The organism is Brevundimonas sp. RM1 (genome assembly GCF_052907225.1).
In genome coordinates, this window is record NZ_JBRERY010000012.1 from 36,136 (window position 1) to 61,216 (window position 25,081).

Consider the following 25,081-nt stretch of genomic DNA (forward strand, 5'->3'; position numbering starts at 1 on the left):
CGGCGAATTACAGGCGGCCGAAATTCACGGGTGGGATTTCAGCTGCGCGCCCAGACGCCGAAGGGGTCGCGCCATTCCATCCCAAGGGCCTGGGCCACGGCTGGGTGGGTGATCTCGCCCTTCAGCACGTTCAGCCCCTTGGCCAGGTGCGGGTCGGCGCGCAGGGCCTCCAGCCCCCGGTCGGCCAGGGCCAGGCCGAAGGGCAGGGTGGCGTTGTTCAGGGCTTCCGAACTGGTGCGGGGCACGGCGCCGGGCATGTTGCCGACGCAGTAGTGGATCACGTCGTCGACCACATAGGTCGGCTGGTCGTGGGTGGTCGGGCGCGAGGTCTCGAAACAGCCGCCCTGGTCGATGGCGACGTCGATCAGGACGCTGCCCTTCTTCATCGACGCCAGCTGGTCGCGCCGCACCAGGGTCGGCGCCTCCGCCCCCGGCGTCAGGACGGCGCCGATCACCACATCGGCCTTGGGCAGTTCATCTTCGATGGCGTGCAGCGAGGAATAGCGGGTGATGACCCGGCCGCCGGTCACTTCGTCGATCTGGCGCATCCGGGGAATGGAGCGTTCCAGCACCACCACCTCGGCGCCCAGACCCATGGCCATGCGCGCGGCGTTCAGTCCCACGACCCCGCCGCCCAGCACCAGCACGCGCGCCGGCGCGACGCCCGGCACGCCGCAGAACAGCAGTCCCATGCCGCCCTTGTGCTTGAGCAGGGTCTCGGCCGCCGAGAAGACGGCGATGCGCCCCGCCACCTCGGACATGGGCGCCAGGAGCGGCAGGCCGCCGTTCTTGTCGGTCACCGTCTCATAGGCCACGGCCGCGCAGCCGGAGGCTAGCAGGGCCTTGGTCTGTTCGGGATCGGGCGCCAGATGCAGATAGGTGAAGAGGATGTGGCCGTCGTTCAGCAGGGAGAACTCGGTCGGCTGCAGCTCCTTGACCTTCACGATCATGTCGCTGCCGGCGAAGACGGTGCGGGCGTCCGGCGCGATGCGGGCGCCCGCCTTGACGTAGTCGGCGTCGGAGAAGCCCGCGCCGAGACCTGCGCTCGTCTCCATGACGACGGCGTGGCCGTGGGCGACGTATTCGCGTACGGCGGCGGGCGTCAGGCCGACGCGATGTTCGTTGGTCTTGATTTCTCGGGGGCAGCCGACGCGCATCTTCTTTTCAAAGTCCTGGCCCCTTCATGGGGCGCGGCGACGCTAAATGAGCCGCCAAGGTCGCGCCAGTGAAAAATAAAACCCCGCCGAGCGATGCTCTCGGCGGGGTCCAGGCGCAGTCTCCTGATCGGAAGGGGATCAGTTCTTGGCGTCGCGGGCGGCGCCTTCGACGGCCTGGCCGGCGGCCTGGGTGTCCTTGCCGACGCCTTGGATGGTGTTGCAGGCGGCGGTGGTCAGGGCCGCGGCGGCGACGGCCAGGATGATGATTTTGCGCATGGAATGCTCCTGAGACATGGGACGGTCGGGACGGAAGCCCTCAGGTTTTCTGAACGCCACGCTCAAGGTCGGGTTCCACTGACCCGGAAGGCGGCGACCTCGCGCACATGGGCCGATCCGTGGGCTTCGGGCGTGACGAAAGTCAGGCGGGCGATCGAGCCCCCGTCGGGCGCGGGGACGATCTCAGCCTCGCCGCGCAGCTGTTTGGCGAAGGCGATCATCAGGGTGCGGCCCACCCCCGCCCCGGCGGCGTCGGCGACGCCGGGGCCGTCGTCCTGCACCTCCAGCACGCTGGTGTCGCCCTGGACCCGGAAGCGGACCTGAAGGTCGCCGCCGCGCTCGGCGAAGGCGTGCTTCTGGGCGTTGGAGACGGCCTCCACCACCCACAGGGCCAGGGGCGCCAGCTTGTCGGGGTCGATGACCAGGGGATCGGCTTGGATCGTCGTGGTCACCAGAGGGCCGCGCATCGCTTCTCCGGCGATCAGCTGGCCAACCAGTTCGCGCAGGAAGGTCTCGGAGTCGGCTTCGCGGACGTGCTCGCTCTGGTAGAGAATGCGGTAGATCAGGGCCAGGGCGGCGATCCTCTGGCGGGTGTCGCCCAGGGCCGCGCGGGCGCTGGGGTCTGTCACCGCCCGCTGCTGCATCGACAGCAGGGATGAGATGATCTGCAGGTTGTTCTTCACCCGGTGGTGGATTTCGCGCATCAGCGCGTCCTTCTCGTCCAGGGCCTCCAGCAGGGCCTTGTCGCGTCGGGTGATGTTGTCGCCCAGGGCGCCGAGGGTGCGGGCCAGGACGCGGATTTCGGCCGGGGCGTGTTCGGCCTGGACGGGGCGGACCGAAAAGCGGCCGCGCGCATAGATGGCGGCCACCCGCTCCAGATAGATCAGCCAGCGCACGACGATCCGCTCCGACAACAGCATGACGGCGGCGAAGGTCGCCAGCCAGGCCGCCAGCGGCAGCAGCAGGGTGCCGAAGGGGTTCAGCCGCGCCCAGGACAGCAGGCCCGGCGCGGGCGCCGACAGCAGGACGAAGACGTCGCGCCCCGACAGCGGCGCCCCCGCATAGACGTGGCGGCGGCCGCGCGCGTCCTTCGCCTCGAACAGGGTGGTGTCGCCGCGTTGGGCCTCAGCGGCCCAGGCGACGATGGCCTGGGGATCGTTGAGCTGGAAGGATTCGGCGTCGGTCGTGGTCAGCACTCGTCCGGACGCGTCGATCACCGACGCCTGGGCCCCCAGGGGCAGGGCGGGATCGCGAATGTCCGGCTGCAGCGCAGCCAGCGGCAGAATGGCGGTCATGGCGCCCTGGAAGGCGCCCATGGGCCGTTCGGAGCGGACCGCGACCAACAGGGCGTTCGGCTTCCCGGCGGTCCATTCCATGACGACGTTCTCGCCGCGTCTCAGCCGCTGATACCAGGACCGCTCGCGCACCTCGGCGCCGGAGGGCGGCGGATTGGAGCGGGAGGCGCAGACCGGCTCGCCCGTCGCGCTGAAACGGGCCAGGGCGGCGATGCTGTCCATCCGTTCGACCAGGGTCGTCAGCCGCGGCTCGCAATAGAAGCCGACGCCTTCGGGGGCCAGGGCCTGCAACAGCACCACGGCGCTGTCGATGTTGTTCTTGGCGTGAGCGGCGCTGCGGTCGGCGGCCAGTTGCAGATCGATGCGCTGTTCGGCGGCCTGGCGGCGGAAGCCCGCCTCGGTCTGGATCATGGCCAGCAGCAGGATCGGCAGCAGGGCGATGGCCATGGCCACGCCCAGGCGAAAGCGGATTCCCTGCACGCTGGGCCATCCGAGCTTTCGCCCCAGAACCCGGCCGATCCGCCGCACGACTATCTCCGCCCGGAGCCGCTCAGCCTGTCGGCGTCGGCCAGGATGGATCGCATCGCATCCCCGGCGGACTTTCCGTCGCGGGCGTAGCCGCCGCGCTCCAAGGTGGCCTGCAACGCCTTGCGGGCGCGCGACACGCGGCTCTTCACCGTGCCCACGGCGCACTGGCAGATCTCAGCCGCCTCCTCATAGGCGAACCCTCCGGCCCCGACCAGGATCAGGGCTTCCCTCTGCTCTTCGGGCAGGGTCTGCAAGGCCTGACGCAGTTCGTCCAGGGCGACGGGCGCCTCGGGATCGTCGACGGCGATCAGGGTGCGTTCGGCGGCTTCCTGGTCAAGCTGGGTTTGACGCCAGGAGCGGCGCTTCTCGGAGTAGAACTGGTTGCGCAGGATCATGAAGGTCCAGGCCTTCATGTTCGTGCCCATCTGATAGCTGGCGCGGGCGTCCCAGGCCTTCATCATGGCTTCCTGCGCCAGGTCGTCGGCGGCGGTGGGGTCGCCGGTCAGGGTGCGGGCGAAGGCGCGCAGGTGGGGAATCAGGGTGACCAGTTCGGCCTTGAAGGCGCCGTCATCGGCCGACGGGGGCCGGGATGGGGTGCTGGTCACTGTCCCTCCTTGGTGGACGACGCTTGGTCGGCGCGCCTGAGAATCTCGAGGAACTCGTCGGGAACAGGTTCGTTCACGACCTCGTCGAACATGTGGCGCAGCTTCACGCCGATCGCCTGCTGACGCAGGCGGACCTCTTCAAGCCCTCGCTCATTCGACGGTGTCCCGTCGGGGTGAACGGGGGTGTCCTTGGTGTTGATCATCGAGTTTACGGCTGCCGCCCAAGCCAGTTGAAACGCCTGTAGAAACGGAAAACGCCGCCTCTCGCATAGAGTTCCTAACGCCGGACGTTTTTATGCTCAAGCTGGCGGACGGTGCGGGAACCGCGGCCCATTTGGCACGTTCAATCCGCTGGTGCGCCATTAGACATGCGGCGCGAAGATTGTCGGGGAACGAACCAATATGAGCCTTCTGGCCAGACTAGCGCCTCATCTGCCCTACGTTCGTCGTTACGCCCGGGCGCTGACCGGCGACCAGGCGACGGGCGACAACTACGTCCGCGTGGCCCTTGAAGCCCTCGCGGCGGGCGAGCGCCAGCTGCCGACGGACATGACGCCGCGCGTGGCTTTATATCATGTTTTCCACACCATCTGGGCGGCCACGGGCGCCCAGCTCGAGGACGGCGCGGCAGCTGAGGGCGACGACGCCGCCCATCGCCTGATGCGGATTTCGCCGCGCTCGCGCCAGGCCTTCCTGCTGACCGCGCTGGAAGGATTCACGCCGTCCGAGGCGGCCCAGATCCTGGCCGTCGATCCGCGCACGGTCGAACGGCTGATCGCCGAGGCCCAGTCGGACATCGACGCCGAGCTGGCCACCGACGTCCTGATCATTGAAGATGAAGCCATCATCTCGGCCGACATCGAAAGCCTGGTGAAGGAGCTGGGCCACCGCGTCACCGGCACCGCCACCACCCATGACGAGGCTGTGGACGCCGTGTCGCGCCACACGCCGGGCTTGGTGCTGGCCGACATCCAGCTGGCCGACGGCTCGTCGGGCATTGATGCGGTGAAGGACATCCTCAAGAAGTTCGACGTGCCGGTCATCTTCATCACCGCCTTCCCCGAGCGGCTGCTGACCGGCGAGCGCCCCGAGCCGACCTTCCTGATCACCAAGCCCTTCCAGCCGGAGACGGTGAAGGCGGCGATCAGCCAGGCGCTGTTCTTCCATCCGTCGCGCCAGAAGCAGGCCGCCTGATCGAGCTGAATTTCTTCGGCCAAGATCAAGGGCTCCGCCGCAGCGGAGCCCTTTTTCGTTCAAAACCGCATCAGGGCGCCGGAGGCGGTTCGACAGGCGGCGGCGCGGCTTCCGGCCCCGCGGGGCGGACCGCAGGGTCGGTCTGCACAACCGGCGAGGGTTCGGGCGTCGCGTCGGTGGCTTCCGAGGTGCGTTGGAGCCCCGCGTTGTTGATCGCCCACCACCCCAGCAGCAGGATGGCGGCGGCCCCGGCCGAAACGATCAGCAGCACCAGGATGCGGCGTCCGCTTCGGCCTTGGCGCACATACTGAGCCTCCACTGCCTGGTGCTCGTGCACGGCGTCGGCGGAGTGGGAATGCGGGTCTTGGTGGGTCATCGGCTCGCCTCCTTTTTCGCGGTCTGGAAACCTCTAGGGCCAACGCCGCCCCCGCTCCGCCGTTCCGACGGGGAGGAGCGCCGGGCGGTCCGCGCCCTTTGGAACCGAGTTTCGCGTTCGCCGTTGTCTGATTGTCGAGGGTCATTCCCCCGGACCGGCTCGGCCGGTCTTCGCCCTCGCCTCATTCTCGATGATGCGACTCCTAGGCGGATCCTGAACGGGTCCGCCTTCTTTTTTGTCGGCAGGCCGGGGCGAACGGTCGATCCGTCGCGCTTGCCCTCTGGCGACGAGGCGTCACTATGGGTTCTGAAAGAAAACGCTTTGGGAGATCGATTGATGAGCCTGCGCAACAGACAATGGATCCTGCGTCAGCGGCCGCACGGCCTGATTCAGGACGGCGATCTGGAGTTGGTCGAGAGCGTCCTGCCCGATCTGAAGGACGGCGAGGTTTTGGTTCGCACCGTCTATCTGTCGATCGACCCGACCAACCGCACCTGGATGAATGATTCCGAAGGCTATCTGCCGCCTGTCGGCCTGGGCGACGTCATGCGCGGCCTGACCCTGGGCGTGGTCGAGCAGTCGCGCGGCGAGCGATACAAGGAAGGCGATCTGGTCATGCCCCTGTCGGGGGCCTGGGCCGACTACGCCGTCGTGCCCGAGGCGGGGCTGCGGCCGGTCCACCGCGCGCCGGGCCTGCCGTTGACGGCCAACCTGTCCGTTCTGGGCATGACCGGCATGACCGCCTATTTCGGCGTCACCGACGTGCTGAAGGCGAAGGCTGGCGAGACCCTGGTCATTTCGGCGGCGGCGGGGGCGGTCGGCTCCATCGCCGGTCAGGTGGCCAAGCAGCGCGGCTGCCGCGTAATCGGCATCGCCGGGGGCGCCGAGAAATGCCGCTGGCTGACCGAGGAGCTCGGTTTCGACGGCGCCGTCGACTATAAGAACGAGGACGTCGGCGACGCCCTGGATCGCCTGGCCCCCGACGGCATCGACCTCAATTTCGAGAACGTCGGCGGCGACATCATGATCGCCGTCTGGAACCGGCTGAAGGTGCACGGCCGCATGGCCGTCTGCGGCCTGATTTCGGCCTACAACGCCACGCGGATGCCGCCTTCGCCCAACTTCGCCCGCATCATCACCCACCGCCTGGACGTGAAGGGCTTCCTGGTCCTCGACTACGCTCATCGCGCCAAGGAGATGGTCGCCGAGATGGGCCCGTGGCTGGCCGACGGGAAGATCCACTGGAAGGTCCATGTCGACGACGGGCTGGAAGGGGCGGTCGGTTCGCTGAACCGCTTGTTCACGGGCGACCATGACGGCAAGCTGATGGTCAGGGTGTCGGAAGAACCGGCCGCCTGACGGAGGGAAGACCGCGCATGACCGAGCCGCTGCACATCCATTTCGAGGATCTCGAGATCGGTCAGGTCATCCCTCTGGGCGCCTGCGCCGTGGATGCGGCGGCGCTGGATCTGTTCGCCGAGCGGTTCCAGCCGGGCTGGGACGTCGCCTACGGCGCGCCGGAGGCCATGGTCTACGCCTTATGGAGCCGCCTGGCCGCCGACCGAACCAGCGGTTGGGCGGGGGCCAAGACCCTGGCGGTCGACGGGCTTCGCTTCCTGCGCAGTCCCCCGGCGGGCGAGCTTCTGCGCGGCCGTCTGACCATCATGGGCAAGGATCCGGTCGGGGACGAAAAGGGCGTGGTCATCGCCCAGCAGGACTTGCTGGACGAGGCGGGGCGGCTGGTCTTCTCCTGCCTGACCCGCGCCCTGGTCGCGCGCCGCTAGAATCCTTCTCCCCTTGCGGGAGAAGGTGGACGGCGAAGCCGGACGGATGAGGGGTTTCGCGCCCTTGACCGTCAGCCGGCGTCAAACTTCGGAGAGACCCCTCATCCGGCCCTGGCGGGCCACCTTCTCCCGCAAGGGGAGAAGGATAAGAAAAAACGCCCCGCCAGTTTCCTGACGGGGCGTTTGGTTTTTTAGCCTTTCGGCGCCGCTCAAGCGTTGGCGGCGACCGGCTGCTGCTTGGCGGCGCGGGTCAGGGCCACGGCGATCAGACGATCCCAGCCCAGCAGCGACACCAGGTGGGCGTAGATCTGGCCCAGGGCGCCGTTGTCGCGCAGCTCGGCCAGCTTCTCGGCCGGCAGGGCCTTCAGCTTGTCTTCCGAGACGGCGAAGTATTCGGCGATCTTCTGCGGCGTTCCGGCCGTGCCGTCGGCGTTGCGCGGGGTGTAGTTGGCCTCGCGCACCTCGAACAGGTCCAGTTCCTTCAGTAGGGCGACGAAGGATTCGCTGCGCACGCGCTCCTGCTCGAAGTTGTTGCAGAACTCCATACCGAAGTTGACGTAGCCGCTGGGCTGGCCGTTTTCGAACAGGGGGGTCTCGCCGCCTTCGACCACGAAGGGGGCGGCGCGGTCGATGCACAGCACCAGACGCTTCTGCTCTTCGTCATTGGCGAAGACGAAGGGGTAGCGGCGGACGTAGGCCGGGATGTAGGCGTCGGGACGGAAGTCGCCGTCCTCGATGAACAGGTTCTCGCCGGCGTTCAGGCCCATGGCGGCGACCGGCTGCTTGGCGTCGCCGACGAAGATGACCGGATAGGACAGGGCGGCCGGGGCGAACTCCGTCACCGTCAGCGGCACCACATTGGTCTGGGCGACGAAGGCGTAGGGCTTGTCCGCCGGGGTCACGCCCAGCTTGCCGTGAGCCTCGGCCGACAGGGGTTCGGGCTGGGAATAGAACAGGACGTTGCCCGACAGGGGGCTGTTCGCTTGGATGGCGTCGGTCATGAAAAACGGATCTTCTGAACAGAAAGGACGGTTCTTCTAGCCCATGGCCGGGGCCGCCGCAAACGCCGCTGTTTGGCCACATTGCGCCGGCTGCGGGCGGCGACCCGAGCGGGTGCGACCGTCGATGCGGTTGCAGCGGCGGCCCTGACCTCCTAGCTGTAGGCCATGGGTCTGGCCTGCGATCACGAACACGCTGAACACGAGCTCGGCGCCGCCGAGGTGGAGCGCGCCCTGACGGCCGTCGAGGCGCGCTGCGCCGCCGACGGCGAGCGCATGACCGCCCCGCGTCGCCGGGTGCTGGAGCTGCTGCTGACGGCGGGCGAGCCGGTGAAGGCCTATGACCTGATCGCCCGTTACGGCCTGGACGGCCAGGCGGCGAAGCCGCCGACCGTCTATCGCGCGCTCGAATTCCTGGAACGTCGGGGCCTGGCGCACCGCATCGCCTCCATCAGCGCCTATGTCGCCTGCACCGCTGACGCTCTGGGCGAAGACAAGGGCCACGCGGCGGCCTTCTTGATCTGCGACTGCTGCGGCGCCGCCGAAGAGGTGGCGGTCCAGGGCGGCGACGCCTTCGCCCGCGCCGCCGCCGGCGCCGGCTACGCCATCGAACGCACCACCATAGAAGGGCATGGCCGCTGCCCGGCCTGTCGCGTGGCGGCCTGAACCTGATGGACGCCCTGGCCCTGTCGGCGCCGCGCCGGATCAGCGTCCCCATCGACAATCGCTGGGGCGGCGGCGAGATGGCGGTTCTGGACTTCGGCGATCGCGAGCGGCCGGTCGATCTGGTCTTCGTCCACGCCAACGGCTTCAACGCCCGCACCTACCGCACCCTGCTGCAGCCCTTGTCCAGCGCCCTGCGCATCTGGGCGCCCGACCTGCGCGGCCACGGCGCGACGCGCCTGCCCGCCGAGCCGGAAGGCCATCGCAGCTGGAAGGATCACCGCGACGACCTGATCGGCCTGCTGGAGGCGATCGGCGGCCCGCCCGTGGCTCTGGCCGGCCACTCCATCGGCGGGACCAGCGGCCTGCTGGCCGCCGCCGAGCAGCCCGAACGGGTGTCGCGCCTGCTGCTGCTCGACCCGGTGATTTGGCCGCGTCCCATGGTGATGGCGCTGAACCTGCCGCTGGCGGGCCGACTGTCGCGTGGCTTTCCCATCGTCTCGCGCACCTTGAAGCGCCGCGCGGTGTTCGACAGCCGTGAACAGGCCCTGGCCGCCTATCGCGGACGCGGCGCCTTCAAGGGCTGGCCGGATCTGATGCTGGCCGACTATCTGGCCGACGGCCTGGCCGAGACGGATCGAGGTCTGGAGCTGACCTGCAGCCCGGCGTGGGAGGCCTCCAACTACGCCGCCCAGGCGCACGACCCGTGGCGGGCGCTGGCCCGCTATCCGGGAGCGGTGCGCATCCTCAAGGGCGAGACGGGCAGCTTGTGCGCGGTTCGGCCCTCAGCGCGTCGCGCGGCCATGCAGGTCGAGACGACGGCGGGCGGCGGCCATCTGTTCCCCATGACCCACGCCGAGATCACGCGCGACGCCCTGTTCGACCTGGCGGTCTGAATCCTGCGCTTGGCGGAACGTCTCCGTCGCGCCAAGAAGCCGTACGGAACCAGCCGGGAGGGGGAGGGCCGCCATGACCGCAGACCTGACGGTGCGCCGCGCGACGGCGACGGACGCCGGGCGCATCCACGCCCTGATGCGCGCTCTGGCGGAGCATGAGGGCCTGGCTCCCTATCTCGCCGCCACGCCGGACAGTCTGGCGCAGGCGTTGTCGACCCAGCCGCCGCGCGCCGCCTTCCTTCTGGCCGAGATCGCGGGGCGGGCGGCGGGTTTCGTCTCCTGGACGCGGGTCTACGGCATCTGGCGGGGCGGGGACTACCTCAACCTCGACGATCTGTTCGTGGCCGAAGAGGCGCGCGGCGCTGGCGTAGGCGAGGCGCTGATGCGGGCTTTCGCGGCCGAGGCTGCGGGCGAGGGGCTGAGCGGCCGCTGGGAGGTTCGCGCGGACAATCACGGCGCGCGGCGCTTCTACGCCCGCCTCGGCGCCGAGCAGGAAGAGAAGGTCGTGGTGCGCTGGTCGGCCCAGGCTATGAAGACCACGCCCTAGCCTCAGGGGTTGTCGTGCGTCGGTTCGATGCTAGTCCTGACGGACGATGACGTCGTCCGCCTCTTCTTCTCAACTGCCGCGCATCCTTCTGGGGGCGCTGATCGGCGCTGTTCTGGGCCTGCTGATGCTGGGGGTAGCGCTGGCCGCCTGGTGGCTGGCGGTCGCGCGTCATGAGCCTCAGCCGATCGTCGCGCCCGAGGGGTTCGAGGCGCGGCTGGAAGCGGCGGCCGGGGGCGCCGCTTTCGGCCTTACGCCCGTCTACGTCCATGATCACGACGGCCCCGATTCCAGCGGCGCCGTCTGGTTGTCCCAGATCACCTCCGAGCTCGAGGCCCAGGGCCATGAGCTTCGGCCCGTGCCGACGGACGACGCCGAACTGGTCCGCGAGATCGAGCGCCTGGCCCGCCGCTGGGCCGAGCCGCCGCGCCGCCCGCTGCTGATCTGGAGAGGGTTGGCGGGGCTGATGCTGTGCCGCTGCGATCATCCGCGCGCGCGGGCGCAAGCGCGGCAGCTGCTGGCGGCCTCGGCCGCGACATCGGCGGATGCGGTCGAGGCGCCGGCGTCGCCCTCCGTGGTCGCGCCGCGCCGGGCGGTCGAGCCGAAGGGGGCGGCCTATCCGCGCCTGGGCCCGCCGCCGGCCAAGACCGCCGCGCCGTCTGCGCCGCCCGTTGCGGCTCCGGCGCGGGCTGCGTCCCCGGCGCCGTCCTTGCCGGGGGATCCGGCGCCCAGGCGAGCTGAAGCCAAGGCGTCGCCCGCGCCCCGCGCTTCGTCTGCGCGCCCCGCCTCGTCCCGGCGCACCGATCCGCCCGAGGCGCGGCGCGACGCCGACAGCCTGTTTTTCTGACGGCCTAGCTCAGGCGGGCGCAGGCGTGGATCAGTTTCTCCACGTCGTCCTCGCTCTGATACAGGCTGAAGCCGAAGCGGATCACGTCGTCGCGCACGTCGGCGATGACGTTCATCTCCTGCAGCGCCGCCTTCCAGCGCGGCGCGTCGGCGTGGCGCAGGGCCAGGAAGCGGGCGCGCGGCGCTGTCCCCTCGACCGGGTTCAGGATCTCGGCCTCGGCCAGCGCCCCGGCTTCGTCCGACTGGATCGCCGTCTGGAACCGGGTCTGAAGGCCGCGGGCGTGCTCGGCGATGGTCGCCGTGGTCAGGCCGTGCTGGTCCAGCATCCGGCGCACGGCGTTGAAGCGGTACAGGGCGCTGGCGTCGAAGGTGGCGCCCCAGAAGCGGCCGCCGTCGGAGCGGTACTGAACCCCGCCGGGCGGGCCTTCTAGGTGGCCGAACTCGGCGAACCAGCCGGTCACGACCGGGCGCGGGCCGAAGCCGGGCGGGGCGTGCAGGAAGCAGGCGCCTTCGCCGGCCATCGCATACTTATACCCCCCGGCCAGATAGAAGATCTTGTCCGCCACGGCCGACAGATCGGTCGGCGTGGCCATGAAGCCGTGGTAGCCGTCGACCACCACCCACGGTCCCGCCGGGTCGGCCAGTTCCGCCAGTTCGGCGATGCGCTCGAACAGCCCGCCGGCGCGGAAGAAGACCTGGCTGACGAAGATCAGGTCGTGCCCGCCCGCCCTGGCCGCGGCGACGAAGCGGTCGGCGAAGGTCTCGAACGGAGCCAGGGGCACGCGGGTGACGACGGCCTGTCCCGCCTCCTCCCAGCGTTCCGACTGGCGGCGGAAGGAGTGGAACTCGCCGTCGGTGGCCAGGATGCGCACCGGCGCCTTGTCGACCGCCGAGACGATGCGCAGCAGAATCTCATGCGTATTGGGCGCGAAGATCAGGCTGTCGGGCGAGGGCAGGCCCAGTTCCTTGGCGACATGCGCTTGCGCCTCCGGGATGACCTCTCCGAACACCAGATCCCATTTGCGGTCGGCGAAGCGGTTGGCCTCGGCCCAGGCCTGGACCTGGCCGTCGAAGCTGACGTCGGGCCACAGGTGGTGGCTGTGGGCGGCGAAATGCAGGCGTTCCGGATCGAGGCCCAGCGCACGCGAGAACAGGGGCTTGTAGTTCATGGTCCGACCTTACCCGGATCAGCGGGCGGCCCAACAGAAAAGACGGATGAGCGGTAAGGAAAGGCGCGGCCAAAGAAAAAGGCGGGCCGCTTTCGCGAACCCGCCTCTCTCAAGTCGGTCTTTGGCGTTCAAGCAGCGAGCGACCGCGTCGCGAGCGTAGCGCCGCGCGCGTCAGCGCGCCTTAGATCAAACTACCGTGGCAGTGCTTGAACTTGCGGCCCGAGCCGCAGGGGCAGTCGGCGTTGCGGCTGGTGCGCTCCCAACCGACGGGCAGGGCCTCGACCGGCAGCTTGGAGCGGTCGTCGCCGGTCAGCTGGCCTTCCGGGTTCTGGGCCATCGGGTTCAGCATCTCGTTCTCGCCGGTGCCGGGGTTCAGGTGGATTTCCTGGAACTCGGGCATTTCCATCGGCGGCGGCGCCTGGAACTGGAACTCGACCGTCATCAGCCAGCGCGTGACGTTGTGGCGCAGGTCGTGCAGCAGCGTCTCGAACAGGTTGAAGGCTTCGGTCTTGTATTCGTTCAGCGGGTCGCGCTGGCCGTAGCCGCGCAGGCCGATGACGCCGCGCAGGTGGTCCAGATGAACCAGGTGCTCGCGCCACTGCATGTCGATCATCTGCAGCATGAACTGCTTTTCGAGGCCGCGCGTCTGGTCGGCGCCGATCAGTTCGAGGCGTTCGGCGGCGCGCACGTCGGCGGCCGCGACGATGCGCTCCTCGATCTCCTCGTTGGAGACGCCTTCCTCGGCGGCCCAGTCATGCAGCGGCAGTTCGAGGCCGAGGGTGGACTTCACCTTCTCGTCCAGGCCGTCGATGTCCCACTGCTCGGCATAGGCCTTGGGCGGCATATAGCGTTCGACCAGGTCGTTGATCGCGTCGTTGCGGAAGTCGGCGACCAGCTCCGACAAGTCTTCGGAGTCCATGAACTCCTGACGCTGTTCGAACACGGCCTTGCGCTGGTCGTTCACGACGTCGTCGTACTTCAGCACGTTCTTGCGCATGTCGTAGTTGCGGGCTTCGACGCGCTTCTGGGCGGTCTCGACGGCGCGGTTCAGCCAGGGGTGGCTGATCGCCTCGCCCTCGGCCACGCCGAAGGATTTCATGATGGCGTCCAGACGGTCGCCGGCGAAGATGCGCAGCAGGTCGTCTTCGCACGACAGGTAGAATTTCGAGGTGCCGGGGTCGCCTTGACGGCCGGTGCGGCCGCGCAGCTGGTTGTCGATGCGGCGGCTTTCGTGGCGCTCGGTGCCCAGGACGAACAGGCCGCCGGCGGCCATGGCCTGTTCCTTGGCGGCGGCGATCTCGGCTTTGAACTCGGCTTCCTTGGCTGCAAGGTCTTCCGGCGTCACGGCGACGGCCATGTTGCGCTGTTCCTGGCTCCAGCGCTGCAGGCGCATCTCCAGGTTGCCGCCCAGCTGGATGTCGGTGCCGCGGCCGGCCATGTTGGTGGCGATCGTCACCGCGCCCGGCAGACCGGCGTCGGCGACGATGTAGGCTTCCTGCTCGTGCTGGCGCGCGTTCAGGACGTTGTGCGGAATGCCGCGGCCGGTGGCGTAGTCGATGTCATAGGCGGCGTCGCCGACCTTCTGCGCTTCCTTCTCGCGGCCCGCGTATTCGGGCTTGAGGGTGCGCGAACGCTCGACCTTGTAGCTGTAGGTCTTCAGGACTTCGGACAGCTCTTCGGAGTTCTCGATCGAGACGGTGCCGACCAGGATCGGCTGGCCGCGAACGTGGCATTCCGCGATCTGGGCGGCGATGGCGGCGTTCTTTTCCTTGAAGGTGCGATAGACCTCGTCGTCGTAATCCTTGCGCTGGATCGGACGGTTGGTCGGCACTTCCAGGACGTCCATCTTGTAGATGTCGAGGAATTCCTGGGCCTCGGTGGCGGCCGTGCCGGTCATGCCGGACAGCTTCTCGTAGAGGCGGAAATAGTTCTGGATCGTCACCGAGGCCAGGGTCTGGTTCTCGGGCATGATCTTGACGTCTTCCTTGGCCTCGATGGCCTGGTGAAGACCTTCGGACAGGCGACGGCCCGTCATCATGCGGCCGGTGTATTCATCGATCAGGACGATCTCGCCGTCCTTGATGATGTAGTCCTTGTCGCGCGTGTAGAGCGTGTTGGCGCGCAGGGCCTGGTTGGTGTGGTGGACCAGGCTGACGTTGGCCGGGTCGTACAGGTCGACGGTGTCCTCGGCGAAGTGGCCGGCGTCCTGAAGCATCTGCTCCATCCGCTCCGAGCCCAGCTCGGTCAGCAGGGCCTGACGCTGCTTCTCGTCGAGGTCGTAGGTGTCCTTGTCCTTGATCAATTCCTTCACCAGGGCGTCCAGCACCTTGTAGAGGTCCGAACGGTCCTCGGTCGGGCCCGAGATGATCAGCGGCGTGCGCGCCTCGTCGATCAGGATTGAGTCGACCTCGTCGACGATGGCGAAGTGGTGGCCGCGCTGCACCATCTCGCGACGGTCGTAGACCAGATTGTCGCGCAGATAGTCGAAGCCGAATTCGTTGTTGGTGCCGTAGGTGATGTCGGCGTTGTAGGCCATCTGGCGCTGGCCCTGCGACAGGCCGTTGACGATGACCCCGACCTCAAGGCCCAGGAAGCGATAGACGCGGCCCATCTGCTCTGCGTCGCGGCGGGCCAGATAGTCGTTGACGGTGACGACGTGGACGCCCTTGCCGGCCAGGGCGTTCAGATAGACTGGGGCCACGGCGACCAGGGTCTTGCCTTCGCCGGTGCGCATTTCGGCGATGCCGCCTTCATGCAGGATCATGCCGCCGGTCATCTGCACGTCGTACTGACGCTGGCCCAGCACGCGCTTTGAGGCTTCGCGCACCACGGCGAAGGCTTCGTTCTGCAGCTTGTCCAGGCTCTCGCCGGCTTCGATGCGATCCTTGAACGTCTGCGTCATCATGCGCAGTTCGTCGTCCGAGAAGGCCTCGAACTTGGATTCCAGGGCGTTGATCTTCTGGACCTGGCCCATGAAGGCCTTGACCTTGCGGTCGTTGGAGGAACCGAGAAATTTCTTGGCGAAGCCGAGCATGGGCGATCCGGGTCAGGCGGTCGAGCGGCTGAAGGCTCTGAGAAAGACAGTTTCACCCGGTCGGAGGGCCGCGATCACGCCGGCCCCGGGCCTTCCCTGCAGATGAGGGCGCGCGAAGGGCCGCGCAGACGATCGAAAACCCCTCGACTTGGGCGCAGGCGGGACTTAAGCACCGCCCTTATCCCTGTCAACGCGAGGGCCTTTTTAAGGCGGCGTGTTTCAGGCGCGAATGTCCGTTTCGACGGCCTGTCCACAGACCCTTGCCCGGAGCGTCCGATGCGAGCGCGACGTCCCCTCCACAGCCTGTTTCTGGTCGTCGTCGCCGGTTTGGCGCTGGGCGTGGCCGCCTGCGGGCGCGGCGGCGACGAGGCCGCGCCGGAAAAGAACGACCGCGTCGTGGCCAGGGTCAACGATCGCGCCGTCTGGGCCTCAGACGTGCGCCGCGAGGCGGTGGCGCAGGGGTTGATCGGCGAGGACGATCCCCTGGACGCTTCATCCGAACTGTTTCGCCGGGTGATGGACGAGGTGGTCGATCAGAAGCTGCTGGCCGCCGAGGCCGAACGTCGCGGCCTCGATTCCAGCCCCGCCGCCCAGCGCCGCCTGCAGGCCGTGCGCGAACGCATCCTGGGCGACATGCTGGTCGAGAAGGTGGTGTCCGGCGCCGTGTCCGAACAGGCGGTCGAACGCCTCTACGCCGAGCAGCAGCGGCTGGCCCGCGCGACCGAAGAGGTGCGGGTGCGCCTGATTCTGGCGCCGACCAAGGAACAGGCGGACGCCGTCCTGGGCGTCCTGGGGCAGGGGGCGGCCTTCGAGGCCGTCGCCGCCCAACGCTCCATCGACGACGCCACCCGCTATTCCGGCGGCGACCTGGGCTATTCGACGCTCGACGTTCTGCCCGGTCCCTACGCCGCCGCCCTGCAGGGCCAGACGCCGGGCGCGGTCGTCGGTCCGATCCAGACCGAGACCGGCTGGGCCGTGCTCAAGGTCGAGGATCGCCGCGTCGAAACTCCGCCGACGCTGGAGCAGGCGCGGCCGCAGATCGTGCGCTACCTGACCTATGAAGGCGTTCGTCAGTTGCTGGAGCAACTGCGCGGCCAGGCCGAGGTCGAGATCTCCCTGGACGGGACCAAGACGGCCCCGCCTTCAGCCCCCGTTGAGTCCGCCGCCCCGCCTGCGGCCCAGAAAACCTCCGCTTCTCCCGCCGGAAACGCCTCATGAGCCAGCCGCCCTCCAAGTCCGCCTCGACCGGCAAGAAGATCGAAACCGCCATCGAGAAGGCGCTGGATCCGCTGGCCTCGGCGCTGAAGCGCGCGACGCAATCGGCCACCCAGGCGGTCGCCGCCTCGCCCGGCAAGCCGGGCCTGATGATCTCGCCCCTGGCCGTGCCTTTCCCAGCCATTCCGCCGATCGGCGGGGTCGAGATCGCCACGGCGCGCGCGGGCTTCTACAAGCATGAGCGCGACGATCTGGTGGTCTTTCGCTTCCCCGAGGGCGCGTCCTGCGCGGGCGTCTTCACCCGGCACAAGGTCGGCTCGGCCCCGGTCGACTGGTGCAAGCGTCATCTGGACGCCGACAAGGGCGGCGAGGGGGTCAAGGCCCTGGTCGTCAACGCCGGCTGCGCCAACGCCTTCACCGGCAAGGCCGGGGCCGACGCCGCGCGCCGCACGGCCTCCGAGGTCGCCAAACGCTTCGACTGTCGCCAGCGCGACGTCATGCTGGCCTCGACCGGCGTTATCGGCGTGGTGCTGGACGACAAAAAGATCACCGCCCGCCTGCCCGAGGTCGAAGCCGGTCTGAAGGCTGACGCCTGGGCGCAGGCCGGTCTGGGCATCATGACCACGGACACCTTCCCCAAGGGCGCCTACGCCGAGTGCGAGATCGAGGGCGTCAAGGTCCGCATCGCCGGCATCGCCAAGGGCTCGGGCATGATCGCGCCGGACATGGCGACCATGCTGGCCTTCATCGTCACCGACGCCGACATCGCCCCGCCGGTGCTGAAGGCCCTGCTGAACCTGCACGTCCGCACCACCTTCAACAGCGTGACGGTGGATGGCGACACCTCGACCAACGACACGGCGCTGCTGTTCGCCACGGGCGCGTCCGGCGCGCCGCGCATCGGCCGCGTCGGCGACCGTCGGCTGAAGGAATTCTCGGCGGCGCTGGACGCCGTCATGCTCGACCTGGCGCACCAGCTGGTGAAGGACGGCGAGGGCGCAACCAAGTTCGTCAAGGTGACGGTCGAGGGCGCCGCCTCGCCCGCCTCGGCGCGCAAACTGGCCAAGTCGATCGCCGACAGCCCGCTGGTGAAGACCGCCATCGCGGGCGAGGACGCCAACTGGGGCCGCATCGTCATGGCCGTGGGCAAGACGGAGGAGGCGGTCGACCGCGACCGCCTGGCTATCCGCTTCGGTCCGCACGTCGCCGCCGTCGACGGCGCCCCCTCGCCGACCTACGACGAGGCGGTCATGAGCGCCTATATGAAGAACGCCGAGATCGACATCACCGTCCATGTCGCCTCGGGCCGGGCCTCGGCCACCGTCTGGACCTGCGATCTGACCAAACGCTACGTTGAGATCAACGGGGATTACCGCTCGTGAGCGAGGCGTCTGTTCCCACCGTTCTGGTGGTCGCCGTCGCCCTGATCGACCCGGACGGCCGCGTGCTGATCGCCAAACGCCCCGAGGGCAAGCAGTTGGCGGGCCTGTGGGAGTTTCCCGGCGGCAAGGTCGAGCCGGGCGAGCGGCCTGAACAGGCCCTGATCCGTGAGCTGAAGGAAGAACTGGGCATCGACGTCAAGGAGGCCTGCCTGGCCCCCTTCGTGTTTACCAGTCACGCTTACGAATCCTTTCACCTGTTGATGCCACTCTACCTGTGCCGGCGCTGGTCCGGCGTGGTCGAGGCGCGCGAGCACGCGGGTCTGGCCTGGGTGAAGCCGGACAAGCTGTCGGCCTATCCCATGCCTCCGGCCGACGAACCGCTGATCGCCTGGCTGCGCGATCTGCTCTGACAGGCCGACGACAGGGGAGGGCCGGGCGTGAAGGGTTTCATCTGCCGGTTCCACCGCGACGAAGGCGGCGCCACGGCCATTGAATACGGCCTGATCTGCGGCCTGATCTTCCTGGTCATCATCGCCGCCGTCAGCGCCTTCGCGGCGCGCTCCACGGCCATGTACGACTACATCTCCACGACCATCAGCGGCGCTATCGGCGGAGCCTAGATCCAGGGAAGAGCGGGGCTCAGCCCTCTTCCCCGGTCTGCTCCCTGACGCCCAGCGCATCGGCCAGCCGCGTCTTGGCCGAGCCGCGTTTGGCGGGCTTCTGCTGGCTCTCGTGCGGCGCCCATCCGGCCAGATGCACCATCTCGAAGGTGGCGGGGATGCGCCCGTCCGCCTCGGCGTGGCGCTCGGCGTAGAGCTGGGCCGCGCGGGCCAGCACGGCGCGGCTAAGCGGCCGGATCGGCCCGGCCAGCACATTGGTCTCGCCCATCGCCCGCAGGTCGCGCATCAGGGCGAAGGGATCGCCATAGCGCACCGTCACCCGGTCCACGTCCGTCACCGGCAGGGCGAACCCGGCCCGTTGCAGCAGGGCCGCCCCGTCGAAGCCATCGGCGAAGGGCGAGACGCGCGCTTGGGCGCCGCCGTTGACCTCCAGCTCAGCCTCGGTCAGCACCCCGCGCAGCTCCTTCAGCGTCGCGGCGCCGAACAGGCTGGCGACGAACAGGCCGTCGGGCTTCAGCGCGCGGCGAATCTGGCTCAGGGCGCCGGGCAGGTCGTTGGCCCAGTGCAGGCCCAGCAGGTTGACGATCAGATCGGCCGACCCGTCCTCCAGCCCCAGAGGCCCGGCCCCCGGCGCGGCGCGCTCGGCCGTCGAGCCGACGGCGCGCACCTGGCCCACCCGCTCACGCGCCGGGCTGTCGGCCAGGGCGCGGGCGAAGACGCCGGGGTGAGGCGACAGGTCGACGGGCGTCTGAAACTCGCGCAGGATCACTTCGAGGCTGTTCACCGCATTGTCGGCGGCGCGCAGGTGCAGGAAGTCGGCGTCGGGGAAATGTCGGGCGGCGCGGCTCAGGCGCGCGGCGCGGCGCGCGGCGTCGAAGATGATCGGGGGACCGGAGGAGGGAGAGGGGGCGCTCATGTCGGTTCAGGATGGGGGCTGGCGAGGTCGATTGAAAGGCGTCGTTGCGCCTTTAGCATCCGGCGCGCGCGATACGGGCCGGGGCCTGCTGGATATTCTGCTGCCGCCCGTCGCTCATGACAGCCGCGAGGCGGCGGCGTCCGCGGGCCTGTCGCCGGACGCCTGGAGCCGGGTGGCCTTTCTGGAGGCGCCGGTCTGCGACGGTTGCGGCGCGGCGTTCGAATATGACGGCGGCGACTTCGCGGCGGAGCGGTGCGCGGCCTGCGTCGCCAGCCCTTACGCCTTCGGCCGGGCGCGGGCGGCCTGCGTTTACGACGAGGCGTCGCGCGGGATCATCCTCAAGTTCAAACATGGCGACCAGCAGCAGTTCGCCCCTCTGTTCGCGCGCTGGATCAGCCGTTCGGCCGCGCCCCTGATCGAGACGGCCGACGCCGTGGTCCCCGTGCCGCTGCATCGCGCCCGTCTGCTGTCGCGGCGGTTCAATCAGGCGGCCGAGATCGCCCGGCCGCTGGCCCGCGCGGCGCGGCTCGACTACCTGCCGGACGCCCTGATCCGCCCTCTGCCGACCGCCAGCCAGGGCGGCAAGTCCGCGCGCGGACGGCGGCTGAACGTCAAGGCGGCCTTCGCCGTGACCGAGGCCGGGCGGCGGCGGATCAAGGGGCGGCGGTTGCTGCTGATCGACGACGTGTTGACCACGGGGGCCACGGCCGAGGCCTGCGCGCGGGCGCTGATCGAGGCCGGAGCGCGCGCTGTCGACCTGGCCGTCATCGCGAGGGTGAAAAACGCGCGCGAACCGCTTAAGTGAGGGAGAACCTTCCCATCCGCCTTCAGGAGTTCCCCTTGGCCGAAGTCGTCCTCTACACCAAACCCGGCTGCCCCTACTGCATCCGCGCCATGGCCCTGCTGGACCGCAAGGGCGCGGCCTATACGGAGATCGTCGCCTCCAACGATCCGGCCAAGAAGGCCGAGATGGTCGAACGCTCGGGCGGCGCCTCCACCTTCCCGCAGATCTTCATCGACGGAAAGCACGTCGGCGGTTCGGACGACATCCACGCCCTGGACCGCAAGGGCGAGCTGGACGCCCTGCTGGCGGCCTAGGTGACCGACACGCTCGACATCGCGCTGATCCAGACGCGGACGCCGGCGACGGCGGCCGCGGGGCTGGCGCATGTCGAGCCCCTGATCCGTCAGGCGGCGGCCGAGGGGGCGCAGTTGATCCTGACGCCCGAGGGGACCAACTTTCTCGAGCAACGCCGCGTCTTGCGCGACGCCGCCCTGTCGGACGAAGGCGCCGACCCGGCTGTCCTAGGGCTGAAGGCCTTGGCCGCCGAACTGGGCGTCTGGCTGTTGGTCGGCTCGACGATCGTCCGCTCGGGCGTGGCGGATGACCCGCGCGCCGCCAACCGGTCCCTGATGATCGACCCCAGCGGCGCGATCACGGCCCGCTATGACAAGCTCCACGTCTTCGACGTCGACCTGCCGAACGGCGAGACCTATCGCGAAAGCGCCTCGGTGCGGCCCGGCGAGGCGGCGGTGGTCGCCGCTGCCCCTTGGGGGCGTCTTGGCCTGACCATCTGCTACGACCTGCGTTTTCCGCATCTGCACCGCGCCTTGGCCCAGGCGGGCGCGACGCTGATCGCCGTCCCCGCCGCCTTCACCCGCCCGACCGGCGAGGCGCATTGGGAGGCCTTGTTGCGCGCCCGCGCCATCGAGACGGGCGCCTTTGTCCTGGCCCCCGCCCAGGGCGGAACGCATGAGGACGGCCGCCAGACCTGGGGCCGCTCCCTGGTCGTCGGCCCGTGGGGCGAGGTGATCGCCCGGCTTGACCATGACGAACCGGGCGTGCTGCACGCCCGGCTGGACCTTTCGGCCGTGGAGAAGGCGCGCGCTAGCGTGCCCGCCCTGCGCCACGACCGCGACTTCGACCTGCCCCTATGATCCGTTACGCCCTCTCCTGCGACCGCGACCACGGCTTCGAGGCCTGGTTCGGCTCCTCGTCCGACTATGACGATCAGGCGGAGCGCGGTCTGGTGGAATGCCCTTTCTGCGGCTCGACGGCGGTGAGGAAGCAGGTGATGGCCCCGGCCGTCTCCGGCACGAAGAAGACCGCGCCCGAGGCCCTGAAACCTGAAGCTTTGCAGCAGATGCAGTCGATGATGATGCAGGCCGCGCGCGAGGTGCGCGACCACGTCGAGCAGAACTTCGACTACGTCGGCGACGCCTTCGCCCGCGAGGCCCGTGACATCCACGAAGGCCGCAGCGAGAAGCGCGAGATCTACGGCGAGGCCACCCCTGCCGAGGTGAAGAAGTTGAAGGACGACGGCGTGCCTTGCGCTCCCCTGCCCAGCCTGCCGCCCGATCCCAAGAAGGCGAACTGATCGCAGATGGGGGAGGGGGAACGGTACGAGGAATTCGCCCCGCCCGAACCTTTGCGCCCCTTCGTGCGCCTGCTGTGGACATACGCCGCACCAAGCCCCAGCGGCGGGGTCCAGCGCATCGCTCCGGACGGCTGTCCCGAGCTGGTGGTCGATTTGGCCGCCCCCTATGAGGAACAGGACGTCGACGGCGTCTTCCGCCCGCAGCCGTCGGTGATCTTCGCCGGCCAGATGACCCGGCCGATGGCCATCCGTCCGGTCGGCCCGGTCGAGATCGTCGCCGCCAAGTTCGAGCCCGACGGGGCGCGGGCGTTCCTCGGCCGCCCGCTGATCGAGGCGACCGACCGGCGGTTGGACCTTGTGGCGCGGCTGGACGGCTTCACGGCGCCGCCCGGCGATCCGGCGGGGCAGGCCGCCGCCCTGGGCGCCTTGCTGGAGGATCAGCGCCGGGCCGGCGACTGGCGCATCGACCCCGCCGTCCGCGCCCAGGTCGCCGCCGCCGAGAGCGACCTTGAGGGGCTGTCTTTGAGCCCGGCCGAGCGCCGCGCCCTGCAGCGCCGGTTCCGCGACCGGGTCGGCGTGGCGCCGCGCACCCTGCGCTCGGTCTTCCGATTCCGTCGCATCTTCGATCACGCGATGGGCCAGGACGCAGACGCCGCCTCCTGGCTGGAGGCCGGTCTGGCCGCCGGCTATTTCGACCAACCGCAGATGGCGCGCGACTTCCGTCGCTTCCTGGGCTGCACCGCCACCGCCTGGGCGCGCGAACAGGTGGAGCTGGCGCTGCGGCTGGCGTCGCATTCCTACAAGCCCGCGCCGTGAGGGCTGCGTAACCTTCCCTTCGTCCTTGAGGAGGGAGAGCCCATGTCCGTTTCCAGCCTGCTGGCCGCCGCCCTGTGGCAGGCATCCTTGCCCGCGACGCCTGCGCCCGACCTGTCGTGGCTGGCGGGGTATTGGCTGGACTGTTCCGGCGGGCGCGAGGCGTCAGAGACCTGGAGCGATCCACGCGCGGGTCTGATCGTCGGCCACTCGGTGACTGTGCGCAATGGCCGCAGCGGCTTCGAGAGCGCGCGTATCGCTCCCCTGACAGACGGCGGCCTGGCCTATTTCGCCCAGCCGGGCGGCGCGCCCGCGACGCCTTTCCGCCTGGTCGACAGCGGCCCCCAGCGGGCGGTTTTCGCCAATCCGGACAACGACTTTCCGCACCGCATCATCTATGAACGCGCGGGGGATAGACTGACCGCCCGGATCGAAGGGGCGGACGACGATGAGAACCGGAGCGTGCAATGGCGATTCAACAGGGCGGAGCTGAACGCCCGCTGTCCACTCTGACCTGGCGACCGATGACGCCGGACGACCTCGACGGCGTGGTCGCGGTGGCCCAACTGTCCTTCCCCGATCACGCGGAAGAGCGCGCCTGCTTCGCCAACCGTCTTGAGCTGCACCCCGAAGGCTGCTTCGTGCTGGCCGCCGAAGACGGTCCGGTCATGGGCTATCTGGTCGCCTATCCGTGGGTGCTGAACGCCGCCCCGGCGCTGAACGTGCTGATCGACGCCATCCCGGCCGAGGCCGAGGTCGTCTATCTGCACGACCTGGCTCTGCACCCCGACACGCGCGGCGGCGGCCACACCCGGCCGGTGGTCGAGCGCCTGGCCGAGCAGGCCAAGGCGGCGGGCTGGCCGGCGGTCGCCCTGGTGGCGGTCAACGACGCATCAAGCTTCTGGGCGCGCAACGGCTTCGAGGTTCAGAACCCGCCGGGCATGGCCAAGAAGCTGGCCAGCTACGGCGATGACGCCCGCTATATGGTCAGGCCGCTGTAAGCGTCGTCAGCACGAAGTCCAGGCGCTCGGCGACGGGCGCCCTGGGCAGTTCGATCAGTTCATAGCCGAAGCGCGGATAGGTTTCGGCCATGGCGTCGAAGGTGCGGCGGGCCTCGTCCAGATCCTGCTTGCGCTCGGCGTCCTGGCCGAAGATCTCGGGCCAGACCGGGGCGATGAAGACGCGCCGGTCATAGCGGATGTCCTGCGCCGCCCGCTCCATATGAGCTGGGACCGGAAGGCCGCACAGGCTCAGGTATCCGACCACGTCCGGGACGCCGCGATCGAAGAAGACCGGCCCGTCGGCGCTCTCGGCGCGGGCGTGGGCTTCCAACTCGCGATCCAGCATCAGTTCGGCGAACAGGGCCCGGTCCTTCCACGGCAGGGCCTCGCCGTCGATGGCCTGCTGGCGGCGGATGATGGCGCGCCCGGCCTCGGGCGAGGTCGCATGGCCAGCCGCCGCCAGCGCCTCCAGCAGCGTCGTCTTGCCCGAGCCGGGACCGCCGGTCAGGACGATGCGGCGCGGGCCGATCATGCGTCGCGGGTCGCCATCATCATGTAGTTGATGCCCACGTCGTCGCCCTCGCTCCAGCGGTCGTTCAGCGGGTCATAGGCCAGTCCATAGGGGCCGGTGACGGTCAGGGGCTCGCCGTCCAGCATGGCGCGCAGTTCGTCGGGCTTGAGGAACTGGCGCCAGTCGTGAGTGCCTGCGGGCACCCAGCGCAGCACATATTCCGCCGCGACCTTGCCCAGCAGCAGCCCCTTCAGCGTGCGGTTCAGGGTGGCGACGATCATGAGGCCGCCCGGCTTGATCAGTTTCGAGCAGGCGCGGATGAAGGCTTCGGGGTCGGCGACGTGTTCGATGACTTCCATGGTCAGCACCACGTCGAACGGCCCGGCGCCTGCTTCGACCATCTGCTCCACCGTGGCGGCGCGATAGGCGATGTCCAGACCGACCTGATCGGCGTGGGCGCGGGCGGTGCCGATGTTCTCGGACGAGGCGTCGATGGCCGTGACCTCAAAGCCCATGCGCCGCATCGGCTCGGCGATCAGGCCGCCGCCGCAGCCGATGTCGATCAGGCTGAGGCCCGCGAAGGGCGCGCGCGCCCGAATGTCGCGATCAAAGTGCTCGGCCGCCCGATCGCGTACGAATTTCAGCCGCGCCGGGTTGAAACGATGCAGGGGGGCGAAGGGGCCTTTGGGATCCCACCACTCGGCCGCCTGGGCCGAAAAGCGCGCTACGTCGGCCGGGTCGATGCTCGGCCCTTCGGCACGATCGGTAGCAAAGGGTGAAAAACCCTCTTCGCTTTGGGGTTTGCGTGGATCGAGGCTGTCGTTAGAAGCGGGCATGGGCAGAGGCATGGACCGCCTTCGCCCGCCATGCAAGCAGGGGA

30 protein-coding genes are annotated in these 25,081 nt (G+C 69.1%); 18 read left to right on the forward strand and 12 right to left on the reverse strand.

The genetic code is table 11. From position 1 onward, the window contains the following. Positions 1-38 precede the first annotated feature (38 nt). The 5 genes from ald to nepR all read right to left on the reverse strand — a co-directional run bounded on the left by ald (position 39) and on the right by nepR (position 4,064). A complete protein-coding gene (gene ald / locus ACU5AP_RS11720) occupies positions 39-1,157 on the reverse strand; it encodes an alanine dehydrogenase (protein WP_128719318.1) in 1,119 nt (372 codons plus the stop codon). Between the two features lie 138 nt (positions 1,158-1,295). Further along, a complete protein-coding gene (locus ACU5AP_RS11725) occupies positions 1,296-1,433 on the reverse strand; it encodes an entericidin A/B family lipoprotein (protein ID WP_025976938.1) in 138 nt (45 codons plus the stop codon). Positions 1,434-1,495: 62 nt separating this feature from the next. Then, positions 1,496-3,208: a sensor histidine kinase PhyK gene (phyK, locus tag ACU5AP_RS11730; RefSeq protein ID WP_128720692.1), complete on the reverse strand. Its 1,713-nt coding sequence runs from the start codon at positions 3,206-3,208 to the stop codon at positions 1,496-1,498. Positions 3,209-3,258: 50 nt separating this feature from the next. Then, a complete protein-coding gene (locus tag ACU5AP_RS11735; protein ID WP_003164198.1) occupies positions 3,259-3,861 on the reverse strand; it encodes a sigma-70 family RNA polymerase sigma factor in 603 nt (200 codons plus the stop codon). Then, on the reverse strand, positions 3,858-4,064 hold the full coding sequence (gene nepR / locus ACU5AP_RS11740; RefSeq protein WP_003164197.1) for an anti-sigma T factor NepR: 207 nt from the start codon (positions 4,062-4,064) through the stop codon (positions 3,858-3,860). Before nepR ends, ACU5AP_RS11735 begins: the two co-directional genes overlap by 4 nt. Positions 4,065-4,263: 199 nt before the next feature. Here nepR and phyR point away from each other — a divergent pair, with 199 nt between their 5' ends. After that, positions 4,264-5,055, forward strand: a complete 792-nt coding sequence (gene phyR, locus ACU5AP_RS11745) for an anti-anti sigma factor/receiver protein PhyR (RefSeq protein ID WP_003164196.1) — start codon at positions 4,264-4,266, stop codon at positions 5,053-5,055. A gap of 70 nt (positions 5,056-5,125) precedes the next feature. Here phyR and ACU5AP_RS11750 read toward each other — a convergent pair whose 3' ends face one another. Further along, on the reverse strand, positions 5,126-5,431 hold the full coding sequence (locus tag ACU5AP_RS11750) for a hypothetical protein (RefSeq protein ID WP_046654408.1): 306 nt from the start codon (positions 5,429-5,431) through the stop codon (positions 5,126-5,128). 336 nt (positions 5,432-5,767) lie between these two features. Here ACU5AP_RS11750 and ACU5AP_RS11755 point away from each other — a divergent pair, with 336 nt between their 5' ends. Together ACU5AP_RS11755 and ACU5AP_RS11760 are read left to right on the forward strand one after the other, a co-directional pair. After that, positions 5,768-6,790 carry an NADP-dependent oxidoreductase gene (locus ACU5AP_RS11755; protein WP_003164194.1) on the forward strand — a complete coding sequence of 341 codons (1,023 nt, stop codon included), beginning with the start codon at positions 5,768-5,770 and terminating at the stop codon, positions 6,788-6,790. A gap of 17 nt (positions 6,791-6,807) precedes the next feature. Further along, positions 6,808-7,215, forward strand: a complete 408-nt coding sequence (locus ACU5AP_RS11760) for a MaoC family dehydratase (RefSeq protein WP_046654409.1) — start codon at positions 6,808-6,810, stop codon at positions 7,213-7,215. Positions 7,216-7,424: 209 nt separating this feature from the next. On the opposite strand, the gene ACU5AP_RS11765 is transcribed toward ACU5AP_RS11760, so the two are convergent. Then, on the reverse strand, positions 7,425-8,216 hold the full coding sequence (locus ACU5AP_RS11765) for a SapC family protein (RefSeq protein ID WP_003164192.1): 792 nt from the start codon (positions 8,214-8,216) through the stop codon (positions 7,425-7,427). A gap of 165 nt (positions 8,217-8,381) precedes the next feature. On the opposite strand from ACU5AP_RS11765, the gene ACU5AP_RS11770 reads away from it, so the two are divergent. The 4 genes from ACU5AP_RS11770 (at position 8,382) to ACU5AP_RS11785 (ending at position 11,163) form a co-directional block, all read left to right on the forward strand. Next, on the forward strand, positions 8,382-8,879 hold the full coding sequence (locus ACU5AP_RS11770) for a Fur family transcriptional regulator (RefSeq protein ID WP_446681270.1): 498 nt from the start codon (positions 8,382-8,384) through the stop codon (positions 8,877-8,879). Positions 8,880-8,884: 5 nt separating this feature from the next. Further along, entirely contained in the window at positions 8,885-9,772 is an 888-nt protein-coding gene (locus ACU5AP_RS11775) for an alpha/beta fold hydrolase (protein WP_446681271.1), read from the forward strand. Between the two features lie 73 nt (positions 9,773-9,845). After that, on the forward strand, positions 9,846-10,319 hold the full coding sequence (locus ACU5AP_RS11780) for an N-acetyltransferase family protein (protein ID WP_446681272.1): 474 nt from the start codon (positions 9,846-9,848) through the stop codon (positions 10,317-10,319). A gap of 46 nt (positions 10,320-10,365) precedes the next feature. Beyond that, complete coding sequence (locus tag ACU5AP_RS11785; RefSeq protein WP_446681273.1) at positions 10,366-11,163, forward strand: hypothetical protein; 798 nt, start codon at positions 10,366-10,368, stop codon at positions 11,161-11,163. Positions 11,164-11,167: 4 nt separating this feature from the next. Here the strand turns inward: ACU5AP_RS11785 and ACU5AP_RS11790 are convergent, their stop codons facing one another. Both ACU5AP_RS11790 and secA read right to left on the reverse strand, forming a co-directional pair. Continuing rightward, positions 11,168-12,331 carry a kynureninase/PvdN C-terminal domain-containing protein gene (locus ACU5AP_RS11790; RefSeq protein WP_446681274.1) on the reverse strand — a complete coding sequence of 388 codons (1,164 nt, stop codon included), beginning with the start codon at positions 12,329-12,331 and terminating at the stop codon, positions 11,168-11,170. Positions 12,332-12,512: 181 nt separating this feature from the next. Next, complete coding sequence (gene secA / locus ACU5AP_RS11795; protein ID WP_088410968.1) at positions 12,513-15,365, reverse strand: preprotein translocase subunit SecA; 2,853 nt, start codon at positions 15,363-15,365, stop codon at positions 12,513-12,515. 276 nt (positions 15,366-15,641) lie between these two features. On the opposite strand from secA, the gene ACU5AP_RS11800 reads away from it, so the two are divergent. The 4 genes from ACU5AP_RS11800 to ACU5AP_RS11815 are packed head-to-tail and all read left to right on the forward strand — an operon-like array spanning position 15,642 to position 18,582. Next, a complete protein-coding gene (locus ACU5AP_RS11800) occupies positions 15,642-16,583 on the forward strand; it encodes a peptidylprolyl isomerase (RefSeq protein ID WP_046654418.1) in 942 nt (313 codons plus the stop codon). Continuing rightward, the gene (argJ, locus tag ACU5AP_RS11805) at positions 16,580-17,962 is read left to right on the forward strand and encodes a bifunctional glutamate N-acetyltransferase/amino-acid acetyltransferase ArgJ (RefSeq protein ID WP_312051754.1); all 1,383 of its coding nucleotides are present in this window, start codon (positions 16,580-16,582) and stop codon (positions 17,960-17,962) included. Before ACU5AP_RS11800 ends, argJ begins: the two co-directional genes overlap by 4 nt. Further along, positions 17,959-18,372, forward strand: a complete 414-nt coding sequence (locus tag ACU5AP_RS11810; RefSeq protein WP_312051753.1) for a (deoxy)nucleoside triphosphate pyrophosphohydrolase — start codon at positions 17,959-17,961, stop codon at positions 18,370-18,372. The genes argJ and ACU5AP_RS11810 overlap by 4 nt, the downstream gene beginning before the upstream one ends. A gap of 27 nt (positions 18,373-18,399) precedes the next feature. Continuing rightward, a complete protein-coding gene (locus ACU5AP_RS11815) occupies positions 18,400-18,582 on the forward strand; it encodes a Flp family type IVb pilin (RefSeq protein WP_003164181.1) in 183 nt (60 codons plus the stop codon). Between the two features lie 19 nt (positions 18,583-18,601). Here ACU5AP_RS11815 and ACU5AP_RS11820 read toward each other — a convergent pair whose 3' ends face one another. After that, entirely contained in the window at positions 18,602-19,498 is an 897-nt protein-coding gene (locus ACU5AP_RS11820) for a methyltransferase domain-containing protein (protein ID WP_128719328.1), read from the reverse strand. On the opposite strand from ACU5AP_RS11820, the gene ACU5AP_RS11825 reads away from it, so the two are divergent. The 7 genes from ACU5AP_RS11825 to ACU5AP_RS11855 are packed head-to-tail and all read left to right on the forward strand — an operon-like array spanning position 19,497 to position 23,690. Beyond that, positions 19,497-20,303: a phosphoribosyltransferase family protein gene (locus ACU5AP_RS11825; protein ID WP_446681275.1), complete on the forward strand. Its 807-nt coding sequence runs from the start codon at positions 19,497-19,499 to the stop codon at positions 20,301-20,303. The genes ACU5AP_RS11820 and ACU5AP_RS11825 overlap by 2 nt on opposite strands. 35 nt (positions 20,304-20,338) lie before the next feature. After that, positions 20,339-20,596: a glutaredoxin 3 gene (gene grxC / locus ACU5AP_RS11830; protein ID WP_128719329.1), complete on the forward strand. Its 258-nt coding sequence runs from the start codon at positions 20,339-20,341 to the stop codon at positions 20,594-20,596. After that, positions 20,597-21,436, forward strand: a complete 840-nt coding sequence (locus ACU5AP_RS11835) for a carbon-nitrogen hydrolase family protein (protein WP_128719330.1) — start codon at positions 20,597-20,599, stop codon at positions 21,434-21,436. Then, the gene (locus ACU5AP_RS11840) at positions 21,433-21,876 is read left to right on the forward strand and encodes a DUF1178 family protein (RefSeq protein ID WP_046654424.1); all 444 of its coding nucleotides are present in this window, start codon (positions 21,433-21,435) and stop codon (positions 21,874-21,876) included. The genes ACU5AP_RS11835 and ACU5AP_RS11840 overlap by 4 nt, the downstream gene beginning before the upstream one ends. A gap of 6 nt (positions 21,877-21,882) precedes the next feature. After that, on the forward strand, positions 21,883-22,692 hold the full coding sequence (locus ACU5AP_RS11845; protein WP_446681276.1) for an AraC family transcriptional regulator: 810 nt from the start codon (positions 21,883-21,885) through the stop codon (positions 22,690-22,692). A 42-nt stretch (positions 22,693-22,734) separates the two neighbouring features. Beyond that, positions 22,735-23,202, forward strand: a complete 468-nt coding sequence (locus tag ACU5AP_RS11850) for a DUF6265 family protein (RefSeq protein WP_128719332.1) — start codon at positions 22,735-22,737, stop codon at positions 23,200-23,202. Continuing rightward, on the forward strand, positions 23,157-23,690 hold the full coding sequence (locus ACU5AP_RS11855; protein WP_446681277.1) for a GNAT family N-acetyltransferase: 534 nt from the start codon (positions 23,157-23,159) through the stop codon (positions 23,688-23,690). Before ACU5AP_RS11850 ends, ACU5AP_RS11855 begins: the two co-directional genes overlap by 46 nt. Here ACU5AP_RS11855 and ACU5AP_RS11860 read toward each other — a convergent pair. After that, positions 23,677-24,222 (reverse strand): AAA family ATPase, encoded by a 546-nt coding sequence (locus ACU5AP_RS11860; protein ID WP_128719333.1) that lies wholly within the window; start codon positions 24,220-24,222, stop codon positions 23,677-23,679. The two genes, ACU5AP_RS11855 and ACU5AP_RS11860, sit on opposite strands and share 14 nt — an antisense overlap. Beyond that, the gene (gene ubiG / locus ACU5AP_RS11865; protein WP_312051747.1) at positions 24,219-25,049 is read right to left on the reverse strand and encodes a bifunctional 2-polyprenyl-6-hydroxyphenol methylase/3-demethylubiquinol 3-O-methyltransferase UbiG; all 831 of its coding nucleotides are present in this window, start codon (positions 25,047-25,049) and stop codon (positions 24,219-24,221) included. Before ubiG ends, ACU5AP_RS11860 begins: the two co-directional genes overlap by 4 nt. Positions 25,050-25,081: the final 32 nt, after the last annotated feature.